15 protein-coding genes and 1 tRNA gene are annotated in these 17,026 nt (G+C 64.2%); 9 read left to right on the top strand and 7 right to left on the bottom strand.

Annotation, left to right across the window (positions count from 1 at the left end):
• Window positions 1–52 precede the first annotated feature (52 nt).
• A complete protein-coding gene (locus QZ656_RS06215) occupies window positions 53–805 on the bottom strand; it encodes a ParB/Srx family N-terminal domain-containing protein (protein WP_291992561.1) in 753 nt (250 codons plus the stop codon).
• 419 nt (window positions 806–1,224) lie between these two features.
• Here QZ656_RS06215 and QZ656_RS06210 point away from each other — a divergent pair, with 419 nt between their 5' ends.
• Both QZ656_RS06210 and QZ656_RS06205 read left to right on the top strand, forming a co-directional pair.
• Window positions 1,225–1,845: an MEDS domain-containing protein gene (locus tag QZ656_RS06210; protein ID WP_291992560.1), complete on the top strand. Its 621-nt coding sequence runs from the start codon at window positions 1,225–1,227 to the stop codon at window positions 1,843–1,845.
• A gap of 16 nt (window positions 1,846–1,861) precedes the next feature.
• Window positions 1,862–3,961: an EAL domain-containing protein gene (locus QZ656_RS06205; RefSeq protein WP_366522113.1), complete on the top strand. Its 2,100-nt coding sequence runs from the start codon at window positions 1,862–1,864 to the stop codon at window positions 3,959–3,961.
• Between the two features lie 49 nt (window positions 3,962–4,010).
• Here the strand turns inward: QZ656_RS06205 and QZ656_RS06200 are convergent, their stop codons facing one another.
• Together QZ656_RS06200 and QZ656_RS06195 are read right to left on the bottom strand one after the other, a co-directional pair.
• Window positions 4,011–5,063: a class I SAM-dependent methyltransferase gene (locus QZ656_RS06200; RefSeq protein WP_291992559.1), complete on the bottom strand. Its 1,053-nt coding sequence runs from the start codon at window positions 5,061–5,063 to the stop codon at window positions 4,011–4,013.
• Window positions 5,064–5,715: 652 nt separating this feature from the next.
• A tRNA-Arg gene (locus tag QZ656_RS06195) sits at window positions 5,716–5,792 on the bottom strand.
• Window positions 5,793–6,108: 316 nt separating this feature from the next.
• Between QZ656_RS06195 and QZ656_RS06190 the strand changes: the two genes are divergently transcribed.
• Window positions 6,109–6,555: a c-type cytochrome gene (locus QZ656_RS06190; RefSeq protein WP_291992558.1), complete on the top strand. Its 447-nt coding sequence runs from the start codon at window positions 6,109–6,111 to the stop codon at window positions 6,553–6,555.
• A gap of 97 nt (window positions 6,556–6,652) precedes the next feature.
• Here the strand turns inward: QZ656_RS06190 and QZ656_RS06185 are convergent, their stop codons facing one another.
• Together QZ656_RS06185 and QZ656_RS06180 are read right to left on the bottom strand one after the other, a co-directional pair.
• On the bottom strand, window positions 6,653–7,351 hold the full coding sequence (locus QZ656_RS06185; protein ID WP_291992557.1) for a hypothetical protein: 699 nt from the start codon (window positions 7,349–7,351) through the stop codon (window positions 6,653–6,655).
• A 74-nt stretch (window positions 7,352–7,425) separates the two neighbouring features.
• Window positions 7,426–9,408, bottom strand: a complete 1,983-nt coding sequence (locus QZ656_RS06180) for a UvrD-helicase domain-containing protein (RefSeq protein WP_291992556.1) — start codon at window positions 9,406–9,408, stop codon at window positions 7,426–7,428.
• 243 nt (window positions 9,409–9,651) lie between these two features.
• Between QZ656_RS06180 and QZ656_RS06175 the strand changes: the two genes are divergently transcribed.
• The 5 genes from QZ656_RS06175 to QZ656_RS06155 all read left to right on the top strand — a co-directional run bounded on the left by QZ656_RS06175 (window position 9,652) and on the right by QZ656_RS06155 (window position 14,157).
• Complete coding sequence (locus QZ656_RS06175; protein WP_291992555.1) at window positions 9,652–10,809, top strand: efflux RND transporter periplasmic adaptor subunit; 1,158 nt, start codon at window positions 9,652–9,654, stop codon at window positions 10,807–10,809.
• 3 nt (window positions 10,810–10,812) lie between these two features.
• Entirely contained in the window at window positions 10,813–11,553 is a 741-nt protein-coding gene (locus QZ656_RS06170; protein ID WP_291992554.1) for an ABC transporter ATP-binding protein, read from the top strand.
• Window positions 11,535–12,743, top strand: coding sequence for an ABC transporter permease (locus QZ656_RS06165; RefSeq protein WP_291992553.1), 1,209 nt, complete (start codon window positions 11,535–11,537; stop codon window positions 12,741–12,743). Before QZ656_RS06170 ends, QZ656_RS06165 begins: the two co-directional genes overlap by 19 nt.
• Window positions 12,744–13,475: 732 nt before the next feature.
• On the top strand, window positions 13,476–13,871 hold the full coding sequence (locus QZ656_RS06160) for a type II toxin-antitoxin system RelE/ParE family toxin (RefSeq protein WP_291992552.1): 396 nt from the start codon (window positions 13,476–13,478) through the stop codon (window positions 13,869–13,871).
• Window positions 13,843–14,157, top strand: a complete 315-nt coding sequence (locus tag QZ656_RS06155) for a DNA-binding transcriptional regulator (protein WP_291992551.1) — start codon at window positions 13,843–13,845, stop codon at window positions 14,155–14,157. The genes QZ656_RS06160 and QZ656_RS06155 overlap by 29 nt, the downstream gene beginning before the upstream one ends.
• 231 nt (window positions 14,158–14,388) lie before the next feature.
• Here QZ656_RS06155 and QZ656_RS06150 read toward each other — a convergent pair whose 3' ends face one another.
• Both QZ656_RS06150 and QZ656_RS06145 read right to left on the bottom strand, forming a co-directional pair.
• Complete coding sequence (locus QZ656_RS06150) at window positions 14,389–15,246, bottom strand: pirin family protein (RefSeq protein ID WP_291992550.1); 858 nt, start codon at window positions 15,244–15,246, stop codon at window positions 14,389–14,391.
• A 129-nt stretch (window positions 15,247–15,375) separates the two neighbouring features.
• The gene (locus QZ656_RS06145) at window positions 15,376–15,978 is read right to left on the bottom strand and encodes an NAD(P)H-dependent oxidoreductase (RefSeq protein WP_291992549.1); all 603 of its coding nucleotides are present in this window, start codon (window positions 15,976–15,978) and stop codon (window positions 15,376–15,378) included.
• A 97-nt stretch (window positions 15,979–16,075) separates the two neighbouring features.
• On the opposite strand from QZ656_RS06145, the gene QZ656_RS06140 reads away from it, so the two are divergent.
• Complete coding sequence (locus tag QZ656_RS06140) at window positions 16,076–17,026, top strand: LysR family transcriptional regulator (RefSeq protein WP_291992548.1); 951 nt, start codon at window positions 16,076–16,078, stop codon at window positions 17,024–17,026.

Genomic DNA, 17,026 nt, shown 5'->3' with positions numbered 1-17,026 from the left:
TCTTCCCGCCTGTTGCTCTCAATGGCATCAAGTGCCAGAGATTCGCTCGCCTTCAGGAGGGTGTTCTTTCACGGTAAGCGGTACGACCGACAAAACCGGGAAGGCCAGCGGCCTCGGGGGAACTCGCCAGGTAGCGCGCATAGGCGAGCTTCTCCCCGTAGTCATCGGGGTCGGCCTTGCGGATGTCTGCCAGGGTCATTTCCATGCAATTCTTCTTGCACGTCAGCTGTTCGGCGAAGATCACGCGAGTGCGGAAGAAGCTGCCCCATTTGAACTCGGCGAAGATGGCGTTGTTGGGGTCCTTGACGTAGCCGTAGTCCTCGCGAACGAGCCAGGACAGGCTGCGGTAGATGTCGTTGTCGAGATCTTTCACGTGCTGCTTCAGGGTATCCGGATTCGATGGGCCGGCACCCATGGCGTCGAATGGGTAGACCCAGGCATTCGCGGCCATCGCCTTCCAGAAGTGTTTGCCCTCGATCGAATTCCAGTTGCGTGCCACCTGCACCGGGATCGCCATATCGCCCTTGGCCAGCCACAGCGAAATGCTCAGATGGTGGTGGTCGATCAGGTAGTAACGACCGTTGTTGCCGATGATCACGGGCACGGCGCGCGGCAGCAGATAGTCCTCGAGGGCGCTGTCGCTCTTGGCCTTGATCTTGGCAACCTTGGCATTTACCTCGTCCATGCCGACAGCGTTCTGGGTGGGCATCAGTTCGCCTATTTTCAGGCGTCCCAAGCTGCCCTGTGGACTATGTGCGTCTATTTTTGGGAGAAAAGCGCAGACATCTTCATCTTTCTTGGCCATTTGGTGGTCCTCCTTTGGTGGCAGATTCCTTCGGCTGCGTTCATGCCCGGGCACCGGACGTCGCAATTTTTGCTGGGCCCGGGCAAGCGCGCAGACGATAGTACGCAGATCGCGATCGAAAAATAATCCCGAGCGCGGCGTGGAAATAGCCAGCCGAACGCCCGGCGGCGTGTCGGCCGTCCCCTGGGTGAAATAGAGCGACTGGCGAGGAAGACGAGCAAAGCCGTACGCTTGCGGCGAGAGAAGATTCTTGCCGTTGACGGGGGGCGGCGAAAGGGTGATCCTGCAGTGGCGATCGGACGCCGTGAAAATCATCTCGCAACGTCAATCATCTGGCACGAGCCGTCATCCTTCCGGGAACAGTGCAGCGGCTCTCGTGATCGCGAACGTGCCTGGAGCAGTCGTAGCGAGGAGGTGCCGTGTCCACCGAACCACACCATGCGTCACTCGGCTTTACCACGCAGGATTTGCCGGCAGGGCTGCATATCTGCCAGATCTTCAGCACAGACGAGGACCGTCTCGACGCCGTCCTGAAGTTCTTGCGCAGCGGTCTGGAAGCCGGTGAGCGCGTGGCCTGCTTTACCGACAAGCTGGACGATGCGCGCTTGGCCAGCTACCTTGCCGAGAATTGCCTGTCTCTTGACGAGCAGACGAACAGTGGCGCTTTTTCGAAGACCAGCGCCGGCGAGGTCTACTTCGCCGACGGTCGCTTTGACCCCGATCGCTTGCTTGGCTTGTTGCAGCAGTTCCACCAGGGCTCGGTCGCCGACGGATTTCCGGCGGCTCGGGTCATCGGCGAAATGATGGCCGACGTCCTGCGCCTGGCCGGTGTCGACCGCCTTCTCGAGTATGAAGCACGCGTCAGCGTGCTGCTTCGTGAGCATCCGATCACCGCCGTATGCCAATACGACGCCAATGCCTTTGATGGTGCGACGATCATGCAGGTGCTCAAGGTTCATCCGCTGATGGTGATCCGCGACGCCGTCGTGCACAACCCCTTCTACGTCCAACCCGAGGACGTCCTGGGAACTCGCTGCTGACCTTCGGGGAGGCCGGATGTCTGAAGCCGTCTTGCCGAATGTGCGCGTGCTTGGACAGCTTCTGCTCATGCAGAGTGTTGTCACTTCATTGCCCGATGAGTCCATCCTTCCCTTCGTAACGCAGGGATTGGCCGATGTTCCCGGGGTCCCGCACGTGCAGTTCCGCGCCGAGCCCTCGGGTGACGAGGATGCCGCCCTGCGCTTCCGCCTGGCTTCGAGCGTCGGCGAGCATGGCGAGCTCGTTTTCAGCGTCAGTGACGCCATGGTCTTTGCGCCTTACGCTGACCATATCCGCAATTTCGCTTTCATGCTGGCGGTCATCCTGGCAGAGCGTAGCCAGCGCCGGACGATAGTCGCTCAGTATCGGCATCTTGAGCAGCGGGTCGCGCAGCGGACCGGCGAACTGGCGCGCGAACGCGACACGGCACAACGCTATCTGGACATTGCCGGCGTGATGCTCATGGCGCTCGACAAGCAGGGCCGGATCGTGATGGTCAACCGCAAGGGTGCCGAGCTTCTCGGCCAATCGGAAAGCAGCTTGATTGGCGTCGACTGGTTCGACAACTTCCTGCCGGCAAAAGAGAAAGCAGCAATCCGCAAGCTCTTCGACCTCCTGATGGCCGGCGATACGCGGCTGCTCGAGCGTCACGAGAATGTCATTGTCACCAGCACCGGCGCGCCGCGGGTGCTGGCCTGGAATAACAAGCTGTTGCGCGACGAAGCAGGCGCGGTGGTGGGGACGCTTTCTTCTGCTGAGGATGTGACCGAGCGTCGGCAGGCGGAAGAAAGGATCAGGGAGCTGGCGTTTTTTGATCAGCTTACCTCGCTGCCCAATCGAACGCTCCTGCTCGATCGTTTGAAACAGACGCTGGCCACGAGTGCGCGTAGTGCCAGGCATGGCGCGCTGCTGTTCATCGATCTGGATAACTTCAAGTCACTCAACGACACCCTGGGGCATGATACCGGCGATATTCTGCTGCAGCAGGTGGCGCGACGCCTGACGAGTTGCGTACGCGAAGAGGATACGGTCGGGCGCCTTGGCGGCGACGAGTTTGTCGTCATTCTGGCAGGCTTGAACGGCAGCGCCGAGGACGCGGCGGCTGATGCCGAGGTGGTCGCCCACAAGATTCTGTCGTCGCTCAACGACGTCTATCACTTGGGCAATGTCGCGCAACGCAGTACCGCAAGCGTTGGCGTGACCTTGTTTGATGGTGAGCAGGTCACCGCCGACGACTTGATGAAACAGGCCGATCTCGCCATGTATCGTTCCAAGGATTCCGGTCGCAATCTCGTTAGCTTCTTTGACCCCACCCTCGAGTCGGCGGTGAAGGAACGCGTCAAATTGGAGCAGGGTTTGCGGCGGGCTCTGGCGGAGAGGCAGTTCGTGCTTCACTATCAAGCGCAGGTCGCGGCCAACGGCCGGCTGTCCGGCGCCGAAGCCCTGTTGCGCTGGCAGAGTCCCCGGCGTGGCCTGGTCTTCCCCGGCGAGTTTATCGGACTCACCGAGGAAACCGGCTTGATCGTGCCGCTGGGCCTGTGGGTGTTCGAGGCCGCCTGCCGCCAACTCGCCGCGTGGGCGAACCAGCCGGCGATGGCCCAACTGACGATCGCCGTCAATGTCAGCGCCAGGCAGTTCCATGAAGTGGACATCGTCGATCGACTGCTGGCGATAATCGAACGGACGGGCGCCAGGCCCGAGCGACTGAAACTGGAACTGACCGAGAGTCTGCTGCTTGACGACGTCGCCGACACGGTAGGCAAAATGGCGGCTTTGAAGACCCGCGGTGTGGCTTTTTCGCTCGACGACTTCGGCACTGGCTACTCGTCGCTGTCCTACCTCAGGCGTTTGCCGCTCGACGAGCTGAAGATCGACCAGTCGTTCGTGCGTGACATCGTCGCCAATCCCGGCGACGCGGCAATTGCCAGAGCCATCGTCGCCCTCGGTCAGAGCCTGGGTCTCGGGATTATCGCCGAGGGCGTGGAGAGCGAAGAGCAACGAGAGTTTCTCGTCAGCATCGGTTGCTACGCGTACCAGGGTTACTTGCACAGCCACGCCTTGCCGGTCGATCGCTTCGAGCAGCTTGTCGGGCGCTCGCCTGGCGGCCGAAGCGCCTGATGGCGAGTTTCAAGCTCGTATCGCTGTGCCGGGGGTGTTACCGGGCGGCTCAGGCGCGCGCCAACAGACAGCGGAAGCTTGCGGCGATGGTGTAGCTGCCGTTGGGCCGACGGAAGCGTGTAAGTGCGCTGGCATGCGCCGCGTCGACCGCTGCCTGGCCGTGCTCTTCGATCGCCCGCGCGGCGACGCCCGACGACCCGAGCCCGCGCAGGGCCGTAGCGAGGTCGGCGTACTGCCAGGGCGAGTCAAGGTCGAATACTTCGCCGGCGTCGAGGCCCGCGTCGGTGGCGAAGGTCCGCAGCGCGGTTTCGTCCGACAGGGCAAAAGGACCCGGCGCAGCGGCCGGTGACGGAGGCAGTAGCGGCTTCAGCGCCGCCAGCAGCGAAGCGGCTTCCATGCCTTCTGGTTCTCCCCAGGTGACGATCACGACATCGCCGCCCGGCCTGGTGACGCGCCGTGCTTCGGCGAGTGCCACTCCGGGATTGCCGGCGAACTGAAAGGAATTGAAGCCAGTGACCAGGTCGAAGCTATCGTCGGCGAAGGGCAATCGCTCGAGGTCTCCCACGCGCAGGTCGCCGTCCGGCACCCGCGCCCGGGCGATCGCCAGCAGATTGTCAGCAGCGTCGAGCCCCGACACGCGCGCACCGCGTTCCGCGGCGATCTGTGAGGCCATTCCGGCACCACATCCGGCGTCGAGATACGCCGTGCCCGAGCGTAGCGCGACGCGCTCGAAAACCGCCAGGTACACCGGCCGGCATCCTTGCTCCTGGATGTCCGCCCAGTCGTGTGCCCTGGCTCCCCATCGGCGACCGTTGATGTCGACGGTGCTTGGCATTGTCTCCCTGGCCATTGGCTTCTCCTTTTCGTTGGTCGCGTCCCTGCTCACGCCGCGGGTGTTCAGGCAGGCGACGGGTGACCGCAATCGGTGCCGGTCTTCGAGAATGCCTTGCCTGGCCTTGTTCGTCGTCGGATTGTAGCGGTAACGCAAAAGACTTGTCGCCGCCGCGTGCAGCTCGACCTTGGCGTGCTCTCCGGCTGTTCGAACACGCCGGCCTGCTGGCTTGTGGAGGCGATGCCGTTCGGTGTCTGAAGCGAAGTTCACAAAAAGTATCCACAGGCTGTGCACAATCGGTGGATAGCAAGATCATCCCCAAGAGCTGTGGAAAGATCGTGGGACAGGCCTGTGGATACCACCCGGATCCTCTGGCAGCGGCTGGTTCGGCTGAGTGTGCCTACACAATAGGCAGTCCCTGCAGCGATTTACCTGTGCCGATCCGGCCGGATGCCTGCCTGGACGCGCGGATCGTCACATTTCGCCGACGGCCTGGCAGGCGCTGAAGCGCCAGGCTGAATCGGCGGCGCACATCGACGACGCGAAAGAGAGGCGGCTGCGATTGGCCAACCATCCGCGCGAGGCCGGGTTTGGCGTGTCGGTGACGCGATTCTGGAAGCAGGACAGCGTCGCTTACAAGTGCTTGCGACAGTTGAAGGACGTCGATTTGGAGCCGTGCCGGGGAAAGGGCGTGCGTCGCCCTCTGATTGAGCTGCGGGCAAAGGCCAGGAGGCGCATGGCGAGGAAATTGCTTGCGCTCCGCGGCCTCGTAGCTGCCATCCCGAGTGCACCACAACACCAAGCGCCCCGGCTACGAGGGCGTACCTTGGCGCGACGGACTGGATAGGGACTTGCTGAAGCTGACGGCATGGCGTCAGCGCTGGAAGCGACCAAGTAAGCACTTGATGGCAAATAGCTGTTTTGGTGCGCCCGAGACGATTCGAACGTCCGACCCCTGCCTTCGGAGGGCAGTACTCTATCCAACTGAGCTACGGGCGCGTGTGGGAGACGAAGCTTAACCGCTTTGTCCCCGGGAGTCCAGCCGGAGGCTTTGGGAGAGGGCGAAACGGCGGTACAATTGCGCGTCCAAAAGTCAAGACAATTGCTGGCACCCAAGATCGTGAAAGTGATGACCGTTTCCTGCACTTGCAGCGCGCATTCCGGCTTCTCGCCGGAATCGTTCGACGGGCAGCGAGCAATGCACCCTGAATTCCCCGTCTTGCTCCCCGGCCCTTCTCCCGCGGTGGCGCGAAGGGCGATCCCCTAGTCGCGGACGCGACTTTCACATTAATCCGCAGACAACCAAGGATCTGGCATGGCTGAAAAACGAAATTCCTCACGGGTGATCCTGACGATCACCATTGTCATCGCAATCGTTTTGATCGTGGTGATCTGGCCCTTGTCAATGATCGGTAAAGGTAGCGTTGCGAAAGGCGGCAGCGACGACGAGGTGTATGTCCGCATCCTGCCGGTGGCAAAAATCGAATACGAGAAAGCACCTGCGGCGGCAGACGGCCAGCCGCGTGACGGTGCGACGGTCTATCAGTCGGTTTGCATGGCCTGCCACGGCACTGGTGTCGCTGGCGCCCCGAAAGCGGGTGACAAGGCCGCCTGGGCGCCGCGGATTGCCACCGGCACCGACGCGCTGGTCGCCAGTGCGACCAACGGCAAGGGCGCAATGCCGCCCAAGGGTGGCAACGCCAGTCTTACCGACGACGAGATCAAGGCCGCGGTCGCACACCTGGTCGGCTTGGCACAGTAAGAGATCTGATTCGGTAGCAGACGAAAAAGGAGACCTCGCGGTCTCCTTTTTTTGCGCCCGGAAGTTTCCTTCCGGGGCGTGCGACGGCGTGCGATTTCTACTTGGCGACAGCCGGAACAGCGCTTTCAGCGGCCGGGGTGGCTTCCATCTTTTCGCCTGCCGGATGCTTGGCGGCAGCCTTGTGCGTCGGTGCCTTCGCCTTCGGCTTGGCATCGTGCATCTTTTCGCCAGCCATCGCATCCGGCTTGGCGGCATCACCCTCGGCCGGGGCGGCTTCCATCTTCTCGGCGGCCGGCTGCTTGGCAGCTGCCTTGTGGGCCGGTGCCTTTGCCTTCGGCTTGGCGTCGTGCATCTTTTCGCCAGCCATCGCTTCCGGCTTGGCGGCATCGCCCTCGGTCGGGGCGGCTTCCATCTTTTCGGCGGTAGGATGCTTGGCGGCCGCCTTGTGCGCGGGTGCTTTCGCTTTGGCGTCGTGCATCTTCTCTGTAGCCATGGCTTCGGGCTTGGCGGTCGCTGCACTGGCAGCAACTGCCGGGGTCACCGCGGGAGTGGCCGCAGCAGGGATCGCCACGGCCGGCGTGACAGCGGCGGCTGCGGCCGGCTTGACCGCCTCAACCGTCTTGGTCGCGGCAGCGGCAGAAGGAGCTTGAGCGAAAGCGGCGGTGCTGAAAGCGGCGGCAACGGCAACGGCGATGATGTTCTTGAACATGTGGATCTCCTGAGATTGATTGGTCTTGTTCGATCGGCCGCTTTGCTGTTCTCTCGGCCTTGCCAGCATTAACGCGAGCGCTTGCAAACGCGATGTCAGGTCATGCGTAACGTCGTGTGACAGGCTGTAACCATCTCTCGGAGTGCGGCGCTTTTGAAAATCTACCTGGCCTTGCCAAGCATCGCCTTCATCGCCGCCAGGCGGTCGGAGTTGGCGGCCTTGTCCGGCGGTGCCGCGCTCTTGCCACCGGAAACGCGCAGGTCGTCGCCCATCTCGGCGACGAAACGAGAGGGCTCGCAAGGAATCGTTTCGCGGCCCTGCTTGCGTCGCTCGCAATAGCTCAGGTGCAGCGAACGCTGCGCGCGGGTGATGCCGACGTACATCAGGCGGCGCTCTTCTTCGATGCGGCCGTCGGCCTGTGCTTCGCGGTGCGGCAGGATGCCCTCTTCGATGCCGATCAGGAAGACGTGCTTGAACTCCAGGCCCTTGGCGGCGTGCAGCGTCGATAGCTGGACGGCGTCGACGTCCTTTTCGTTCTTGTCGAGCAGGTTGATCAGGGCGATGGTCTGGGTGAGGTCGATCAGCGTCTTGCCTTCTTCCTGGCCCTTTTTGCCCAGCCAGTCGCAAAACTCCTGGACGTTGCCCCACTTGATTTGCGCCGCCCGTTTCTCGTCGCGCTCGTTGAGCCAGTCCTCGTAGGCGATGGCGTTGAGCAGCTCGCTCAGCAACTGCGCCGGCGGGTCGCTGCTGGCGCGCGCCTGCAGGCGGTTGATGAATTCGCAGAATTCCAGCAGCGGCGCGAGTTGGCGGGGCTGCACGCGCTGCGCGAAACCCTGTTCGAAGGCGGCGGCGAACAAGGACAAATGGCGTTCGCCGGCGTAACCGCCGAGCGCCTGTAGCGTGCTGGTGCCGACGCCACGCCGCGGCGTGCTGACCGCGCGGATGAACGCCGGGTCGTCGTCGTCGTTGGCCAGCAGCCGCAGGTAGGCGACGAGATCCTTGATTTCGCTCTTGTCGAAGAACGACTGGCCGCCCGACAGGAGATAGGGAATGCGCTGGTTGCGCAGGAATTGTTCGAGCGCCCGCGCCTGGAAGTTTCCGCGATAGAGGATGGCGTAATCGCGGAAGGTGCCGCGATGTTCGAAGCGGTGTGCCTGCAGCTTCATGACCACGCCTTCGGCTTCCTTTTCGCTGTCCTGGCAGACGCTGACGGTGATTGGGTCGCCGTGGCCGAGGTCGGACCACAGTTTCTTGTCGAACAGCTTTTCGTTATGCGAGATCAGCGCGTTGGCCGCCTTGAGGATGCGCACCGTCGAGCGATAGTTCTGCTCGAGCTTGATCAGCTTGAGCTTTGGATAGTCGCGCGGCAGTCCCCGCAGATTCTCGATGTCGGCGCCGCGCCAGCCGTAGATCGCCTGGTCGTCATCGCCGACCGCGGTGAACGCGGCGCGCGGTCCGGCGAGCAGCTTGAGCAGTGTGTACTGGCTGGTGTTGGTGTCCTGGTACTCGTCGATGAGTAGATAGCGCAGGCGGTTCTGCCACTTCTCGCGCACTTCGGGATGGTTCTCGAAGAGCGCCACCGGCAGCGCGATCAGGTCGTCGAAATCGACCGCCTGGTACGCCTGCAGAGTCGCCGAATAGCTGGCGAAAGCATTCGCGGCAAGCAGTTCGGTGTCGTTCTGCGCGTCCTTGCGTGCCTGATCGGGCGAAACCAGCGCGCTCTTCCAGTTCGAGATCAGCGACTGCAGCTTGCGGATGACCGCCTTGTCGACGCTGGCGGCCAGTTCGGAGACGATGGCAAAACAGTCGGTGGCGTCGAGGATCGAGAAGTTCGGCTTGTAGCCGAGCGTGCGTGCCTCCTCACGCAGGATGCGCACGCCGAGCGCGTGGAAGGTCGAAATCGTCAGACCTTTCGACGGCTTGTCGGCCAGCAGTTTGTTCACCCGCTCCTGCATTTCCTTCGCCGCCTTGTTGGTGAAGGTGATGGCGGCAATATTTCTCGGGCTGAAGCCGCAGGACTCGATCAGGTAGGCGATCTTCTCGGTGATCACGCGCGTCTTGCCCGAGCCGGCGCCGGCCAGGACCAGCAGCGGACCGTCGAGGTAATGGATCGCTTCGCGTTGCGGAGGATTGAGAGAGGACATCGGCGAAATTGACACCAGCAGACACCAGCGTGCGAGGCCGGACGGAAGGGGGAATGAGGCGGAAGCGGGGCGGCGATTCTAGCACGCTGGCCGGCGAGGCCTGCGGTGGCCGCCTCGACCACACCCGGCAACGCGTTCTGCCCTTGCTACTGGCGCGGTTTCATCGGAACATGGCGAGCGTTGCCGTCGAGCCGCCGGGCCAACGTTTTTTATTGCACCTCGCCAACCCCGAGCCCCACCCCTATGTCGCCGCTGATTCGCCGTTTATTGCTTGCTGTGCTCGTCGTAGTTCTGATCGCCGCCGGCGTGTGGTGGGCGACGCGACCGAAACCGGTGGTCGTGGTGTTCAGTGAAATCAAGCGCGGACTCGTCGAATCGACGATCGCCAATACCCGCGCCGGCACCGTCGAAGCGTGCCAGCGTACCAAGCTGTCGACGATTACCGGTGGTCGCATCGAGGTGCTGGCGGTCAAGGAAGGCGACCGGGTCGAGAAGGGCCAATTGCTGATGAAGCTGTGGAACGACGATCAGCGGGCGCAGCGGGCGTGGTACGCCGCGCAAGTGGCGACCGCTCGCCAGCGCGTCAACGAAGCCTGCAGCGTCGCCGCCAACGCCGAACGCGAAGCCGATCGGCAGGTCACTCTGCGCGCCAAGGGCTTCGTCTCGCAGGCCAAGGAGGATAGCGCGCGCAGCGAGGCGCAGGCCAGGAGCGCCGGCTGTGCGGCCAGCAGAGCCGACGTCTTGCAAGCCGAAGCGCGCGTCCGCCTGACGCGTGTCGAGGAGGGCCGCACCGTTCTCTACGCGCCGTTTGCCGGCACCATCGCCAAGATCGTCGGCGAAGTCGGCGAATACTCGACGCCGTCGCCGCCGGGCGTGCCGACGCCGCCGGCGATCGACCTGATCGATGATTCGTGCCTGTACGTCAAGGCGCCGATGGACGAGGTCGATGCGCCGCGCATCGCCGCCGGGCAAGCGGTGCGGATCAGCCTCGACGCGCTGCCAAAGAAATCGTTTCCAGGCCAGGTCAAGCGCGTCGCTCCGTATGTCTCGGCGGTCGAGAAACAGGCGCGCACGGTTGATATAGAGGCCACTTTCGACGACCCGGCGGCGCCCGGGAAACTGCTCGTCGGCTACAGCGCCGACGTCGAAGTGATCCTCGACGTCCGCGACAACGTCGTCCGCGTACCGACCTCGGCGCTGCTCGAAGGCGGCCGCGTGCTGGTCGCCGGCGCCGACGGCATGCTCGAAGAGCGGCAGGTGAAGACCGGTTTGGCCAACTGGGAGTTCGCCGAAGTGCTAGAAGGACTGGCGCCTGGCGATCGCGTCGTGACCTCGCTCGAACGCGCCGGCGTCAAGGCCGGCGTGCATTACGCGGTCGATGGCCAGGCCGCCGGCCGCTAGCTGATGGCCGCGGCGTTGATCGAGCTGGCCGGCATCGAGCGGATTTTTCAGCTCGGCGACAGCGCGGTGCACGCGTTGCGCTGCCTGCAACTGAGCATTGCCGCCGGCGAGTACGTGGCGGTGATGGGGCCGTCCGGATCGGGGAAATCGACGCTGCTCAACCTGCTCGGCCTGCTCGACCGCCCGAACGCCGGCACCTACCACCTCGAGGGCCGCGACGTCACCACCCTGTCGGCAGAAGAACAGGCGCGCGTGCGCAGCGAGCGCATCGGCTTCGTCTTCCAGAGCTTTCACCTGGTGCCGCGCCTGACCGCCGCCGAGAACATCGCGCTGCCGATGATTCTTGCTGGCATCGCGCCGGCCCAGCGCACGCAACGCGTCGTCCAGACGCTGCGCGACTACGGGCTGGAGAATCGCGCCGACCATCGTCCGGACCAGCTCTCGGGCGGCCAACGCCAACGCGTGGCGATCGCCCGCGCGACGATCATGCAGCCGGCGGTGATCCTCGCCGACGAGCCGACCGGCAACCTCGATCGCGCCACCGGCGAAGAAGTCATGCGCCTGCTCGAAGCGCTCAACGGCCACGGCGTGACGTTGATCGTCGTCACCCACGATCAGGCGCTCGGCGCGCGCGCCCGCCGCCAGTTGCTGATGGAAGACGGCGCGCTGGAACACGACAGCGCCAGCCCGGCAGGCGGAAAAGACGCCAACGACGCCAACGACGCGTGCGCACTCCCGACCTGATCCGCTTCGCCCGCGGCGCGGCGACAGGCAACCCCCTGCGCACTTCGCTGCTGGTGTTGGCGATGGCCATCGGCGTTGCCGCCGTCGTCGTCCTCACCGCGCTTGGCGACGGCGCGCGCCGCTACGTGGTCAATGAATTCTCGTCGATCGGCAGCAACCTGGTCATTGTCCTGCCCGGGCGCTCGCAGACCGGCGGCTTCAATCCCGGCAATGCCGTCACCAGCACGCCGCGCGACCTGACCATCGACGACGCGCAGGCCTTGTTGCGCGCCAAAGCCGTGCACCGCGCGGCACCACTCGCCGTTGGCACGTCCGAAATCAGTTTTGCCGGCAAGCTTCGCGAAGTAATGGTAGTCGGCACCACCGCCGAGTTCATCGACGTGCGCCGCCTGGCGCTCGCGCAGGGACGTTTCCTGCCGGTCGGCGACTGGCGTCGCGGCGTTTCGGAAGCGGTCATCGGCGCCAAAATCCGCGACGAAATCTTTGGCCGCGAGTCGGCGCTCGGGCAATTGGTACGCGTCGGCGACCGCCGTTTTCGCATCGTCGGCGTCCTCGCCTCGAGTGGCCAGGGGCTGGGAATGAACACCGACGAGCTGGTCATCGTGCCGGTGGCGCTGGCGCAGGCGATGTTCAACAGCAACACGCTGTTCCGGATCCTCGTCGAAGCCAACGGCCGCGAGGCGATCGAGCCGGCCAAGGCGCAAGTCACCGAGATCATCAAGCAGCGCCACGACGGCGAGGAGGACGTGACGATCATCACCCAGGACGCCGTGCTCGCCACCTTCGACCGCCTGCTCGGAACGATGACCCTCGCCGTCGCCGGCATCGCGGCGATCAGCCTGGCCGTCGCCGGCATCCTGGTAATGAACGTGATGCTCGTCTCGGTCGCCCAACGCACCGCCGAAATCGGCCTGCTCAAGGCCCTCGGTGCGACCGGCGCGACGATCCGCAACGCCTTCCTCACCGAAGCCGCGATGCTCTCGGTCGCCGGCGCGCTGCTCGGCTTCGTTCTCGGGCAGGCGGGCGCAGCGCTCATCCGCCAGCTCTATCCCGTTTACCCGGCCTTCCCGCCCGACTGGGCGGTGCTCGCTGCGCTCGGCACGGCGCTGGTCACCGGCGTGCTGTTCGGCGTATTGCCCGCCAGCCAGGCCGCACGGCTTGATCCGGTGCAGTCGTTGTCCAGGCGCTGAGCGGGCGGCGGCGCCCCCTAATCCGCTAGAATGCTGTCGGTAGGGTGTTTGCTGAACCCATCAACACCGCGACCCGGGGAAATGACAGGCTGATGGCGACGAGAAGCACCAAGAAAGGCGACCACGTCAGAAGCGTAAGCTAACGGGCGGCGATGTAAAGGGTTCGGCTGCGCCCGGACTGCGTCCGCCCTTGACATCGCCGCCCCCTCAAACTGCCAAAACCAGCGCCCGTTCCACAACACGAAACGACATAGACCCCATCTTGGGCGGACGTCGTCAAGGTGTTTGGTTTGAGCGGCATCACGGCGGTTCTACGGTCCGAGGTCGAACGTGAGCCCATCCTATCCGATTTCTTGAGTGCCGTAGTTGCGCCAATCGACCCCGTTGAAGCTAAAGCGATCGTCGCAGAACACTTCCGACAAAGTGAGAAGCGACTTAGGCTGCCGTGATGTTTTCCAGAAACCGCAGAAACGGGCTCAGGTCTTGACTATTGCCCAAGGCACGGGGGAAGAGCTGACCCCGCGCGCTAGTGCTGTGGTTCGATAGCTGGCAACGCGTCGTCATGAAACGGCAACTGAAGCCTAGCGTACGACATCTCCGAATCGTCGGTTGGCTCTTGGCGAGATCATGCTAATAGCCTAACGTGCGGCCTATTCCGTTTCGTGAGCAGAACCCTTTTAGCTTGCCATGCGCTAGCACTGAGTGCTATATAAGAAACCGAGGAGAACGGGCATGGCAATCTACAAGACCCGATGGTTTGACCGTTGGGCGAGAAAACAGGGCGTCGGCAGCCAGGCCCTTTGCGCGGCGGTGCGCGAGATCACGGACGGGCTGTACGAAGCCGACCTGGGCGGTGGCCTGCTGAAAAAGCGGATCGCGCGGGCAGGGCAGGGGAAGAGTGGCGGTTTTCGCACGCTGGCGGCCACCAACAAGGGCAGCCGATGGGTTTTCGTGTATGGCTTCCCGAAGAACGCGCGCAGCAACATCGACAAGGACGAAGAGGAAGCCTTGAAGACCTTGGCTGCGCACTTGCTGTCGCTGACGGCGACGGCTCTGAGCACGGCACAAGTTGCCGGTGAAATGATGGAGGTCGATTGCGATGCGGAAAACGAAGTCAGCGATTCTTGAAGCCGTCCACGATACGGCGAAAGGCTTGCACGGCGCGGGCGTGATGGAGCAGGTGACGATGCGGGAATTCGACCGCCTGTGCCTGCCGCCGGTGGAGCCACTGGAGCCGGCGCAAATCAGGCAAATCCGCGAAGCGGCGCGGGTCAGCCAGGCGGTCTTTGCCCGTCTGCTGAACACCAGTGTGTCGACGGTGCAGAAGTGGGAAAGCGGCCAGAAACGACCGGCAGGCACCGCCCTCAAGCTGCTGCGCCTGGTCGAGAAGCGCGGCCTGGAAGTGGTCGCCTGAAACCTGGTTGCGGCGCGAGCCGCAGGCGTCATTGCGAGGAGGCGCAGCCGAGGTGGCAATCCAGAGGTCTTTCTTCTGGCGTTGGCGATGCGGCGGCGGTGAAGAAGTCAGTGGGTGGAGCTGGATTGCCGCGTCGGCTTTGCCTCCTCGCAATGACGGCGTGGGGGCGGGCCGCGTGTCCGCCGCGGCGTTAACGGCTGTTCAGTTTCCCTGCCTGACGATCCCCACGATTCACACCAGCCGACCATTCTGGTAGTCGGCAATCGCCTGCTCGATTTCTTCGCGGCTGTTCATCACGAAGGGGCCGTACTGGACCACCGGCTCGAGCAAGGGGCGCGCGGCGAGCAGCAGGAAAGCCGCGGCGCCGTCGTCGGCGCGTATTTCGACGCGCTCGCCGGCCGATAGCACGCCCGCCTGGTGAGCGGCCAGGACGCTCGCCTCGTCGGCGGCGCCGATGCTCAGCTGGCCTTCGTAGGGATAGACGAAAGCGTTGTGGCCGGTCGCCAGGGGGTTCGAGAAGCTCGCCCCGGCCGGCAGGCGGACGTCGAGGAACAGCGGTTCGGTGCTGATTCCCTGGATCGGCCCGAGAACATTTTCTCCGTCGACCAGCAGTGCGCCGGCAATCACCCGGACTTCGACGCCGCCGGCCATGGTCACCAGCGGAATCTCTTCCGGCTGCACGTCGCGGTAAGCGGCGGCCTTCATCTTCTCGCGTGCCGGCAGGTTGATCCACAGCTGGAAGCCGCGCATCCGTCCGCTTTGCTGCTGCGGGATTTCGGAATGGATGATGCCGCGCCCGGCGGTCATCCATTGCGCGCCACCCCTGCGCAGGTCGCCGCGGTTGCCAAGGTGGTCCTGGTGCAGCATGTGGCCGTCGAGCATGTAGGTCACGGTCTCGAAGCCGCGGTGCGGATGATCGGGAAAGCCGGCGATGTAGTCGTCGGCGTTTTCCGACGCGAACTCGTCGAGCATCAGGAAGGGGTCAAGGCGCAGCGCCGGCGCCTGTCCCAGGCTGCGGCGGAGTTTGACGCCGGCACCGTCCGAGGTGGGAATCGAGCGTATTACCTGTTGCAGTTTGCGGGTGTTCATGGTGCCTCCTGGTGGTCGTGTGAGTCGCCGTGGCGACCCGGGGATCGTCGGTGTTGCGGCGGCGCAAGGCGCTGCTGTTGGACTGCCGCGCCGCTGCGCTCCTCGCCGTGACGGGGAGCGGTAGAGCGATCAGGCGGCGAGTTGTTCCAGCCGTTGGCGGGCACCGGCGAGCGCTGTCTGCTTCCTGGGCTCGCCCATGTTGAGGCCTTCGGCATAGACGAAGTCGAGCTCGGTGATGCCGATGAAGGCCAGGAAGTCGCGGACGTAGGCGCTCTGGCTGTCACGCGGCGTGCCGGCGTAGAGGCCGCCGCGGGCGGCGAAGACGTAGGCCTGCTTGCCGCTGAGCAGACCTTCGGGGCCGCTGGCGGTATAGCGGAAGGTGACGCCGGCGCGGGCGATATGGTCGAAGTAGGCCTTGAGTGTCGAGGGAACTCCGAAGTTGTACATCGGCAGCCCGAGGACGATCACGTCGGCATTCCTGATTTCGTCGATCAACGCGTCCGATTCGGCGACCAGCGCCTGCTGCTGCGGCGACCGTTGTTCCGCCCTGGTGGTGAAGGCGAGGAAGCGCTCGGCGTCGAGGTGCGGCAAGGGCTGCGCGGCGAGGTCGCGGACGACGACCTGCGCGTCCGGCTTGCTCGCCCGCCAGGCGGCGACGAACTGGTCGGCGAGCTGGCTCGACTCGCCGCCGTTGGAGAACAGGCTGGTATTGAGTTGCAGCAGGTTTTTCATGGCACAGCTCCGTGAGTGGGTAGGCACTCATTTAACTATTTACCAAGGCGATTAAAAAGAACAATATATAGGCTTATACAATCTATTAATTAGATACATGACCGAAGCAGCACACATCACGCTCGAGCAATGGCGAGCGCTGATCGCCGTCGTCGACGCCGGCGGCTACGCGCAAGCGGCACTGAGCCTGCACAAGAGCCAGTCGGCGGTGACCTACGCGGTGCAGAAGATCGAATCCCTGCTCGCCCTCAAGGCCTTCGAGATGCTGGGGCGCAAGGCGGTGCTGACGCCGACCGGGCAGATGCTTTACCGCCGCGCGCTGGCGCTGGTCGCCGAAGCGCGCGACCTGGAACGCGCCGGGCACACGCTGTCGGCGGGCTGGGAGGCCGAAATCCACCTGGCAGTGGAGATTCTCTTCCCGACCTGGCTGCTGCTCGATTGCCTGGCGCGCTTTGGCGACGAGAGTCCGCGCACGCGCATCACGGTGATCGAATCGGTGCTCGGCGGCACCGCCGAAGCGTTGCTCACCGGCCAGGCAGATCTGGCGATTTCACCGCAAATGCCGCCCGGTTTCCTTGGCGATCCGCTGATGCAGATGCCGCTCATCGCCGTCGCGCATCGCGATCATCCGCTGCATCGCCTGCAGCGCGAGCTCACCGCGCGCGACCTGCGCGAGCATCGGCACGTGCTGGTGCGCGACTCGGGCGCGACGCGCGATCGGCGGGCGCTGTCGGTGGAAGTCGACCAGCGCTGGAGCGTCGGCCACCTGGCGAGCTCTATCCAGGCGGTACGCATGGGCTACGGCTTCTCCTGGCTGCCGTGCGAGCATATTCGCGAGGAGCTGGCGAATGGCCTACTGAAAGCGTTGCCGCTGCGCGCAGGGCGGCAGCGCATGGTGCCGCTCTACCTGGTTCTCGCCGACCCGGACTTTGCCGGCCCCGGCGTGCGCCGGCTGGCCGAGATCATTCGTGAAACGGTCGATACTACGTGCCCGACGAAGTACCCCCCGTCGCTCCGAGCGGGCTCGGCGCCGGCAGACGCCGGCTGA

The sequence above is a fragment of the Candidatus Accumulibacter sp. ACC003 genome, assembly GCF_907163085.1.
GTDB lineage: Bacteria > Pseudomonadota > Gammaproteobacteria > Burkholderiales > Rhodocyclaceae > Accumulibacter.
Note: the sequence above shows the minus strand (reverse complement) of the source record. Positions and strands in the feature narration are given on the sequence as shown.

Coding starts and splice junctions, on each gene's coding strand:
- QZ656_RS06145 (WP_291992549.1), bottom strand. CDS start 15,978: ATGAAAAACCTGCTGCAACTCAATACCAGCCTGTTCTCCAACGGCGGC.
- QZ656_RS06155 (WP_291992551.1), top strand. CDS start 13,843: ATGCGGAAAACGAAGTCAGCGATTCTTGAAGCCGTCCACGATACGGCG.
- QZ656_RS06160 (WP_291992552.1), top strand. CDS start 13,476: ATGGCAATCTACAAGACCCGATGGTTTGACCGTTGGGCGAGAAAACAG.
- QZ656_RS06150 (WP_291992550.1), bottom strand. CDS start 15,246: ATGAACACCCGCAAACTGCAACAGGTAATACGCTCGATTCCCACCTCG.
- QZ656_RS06190 (WP_291992558.1), top strand. CDS start 6,109: ATGGCTGAAAAACGAAATTCCTCACGGGTGATCCTGACGATCACCATT.
- QZ656_RS06140 (WP_291992548.1), top strand. CDS start 16,076: ATGACCGAAGCAGCACACATCACGCTCGAGCAATGGCGAGCGCTGATC.
- QZ656_RS06205 (WP_366522113.1), top strand. CDS start 1,862: ATGTCTGAAGCCGTCTTGCCGAATGTGCGCGTGCTTGGACAGCTTCTG.
- QZ656_RS06175 (WP_291992555.1), top strand. CDS start 9,652: ATGTCGCCGCTGATTCGCCGTTTATTGCTTGCTGTGCTCGTCGTAGTT.
- QZ656_RS06170 (WP_291992554.1), top strand. CDS start 10,813: ATGGCCGCGGCGTTGATCGAGCTGGCCGGCATCGAGCGGATTTTTCAG.
- QZ656_RS06180 (WP_291992556.1), bottom strand. CDS start 9,408: ATGTCCTCTCTCAATCCTCCGCAACGCGAAGCGATCCATTACCTCGAC.
- QZ656_RS06215 (WP_291992561.1), bottom strand. CDS start 805: ATGGCCAAGAAAGATGAAGATGTCTGCGCTTTTCTCCCAAAAATAGAC.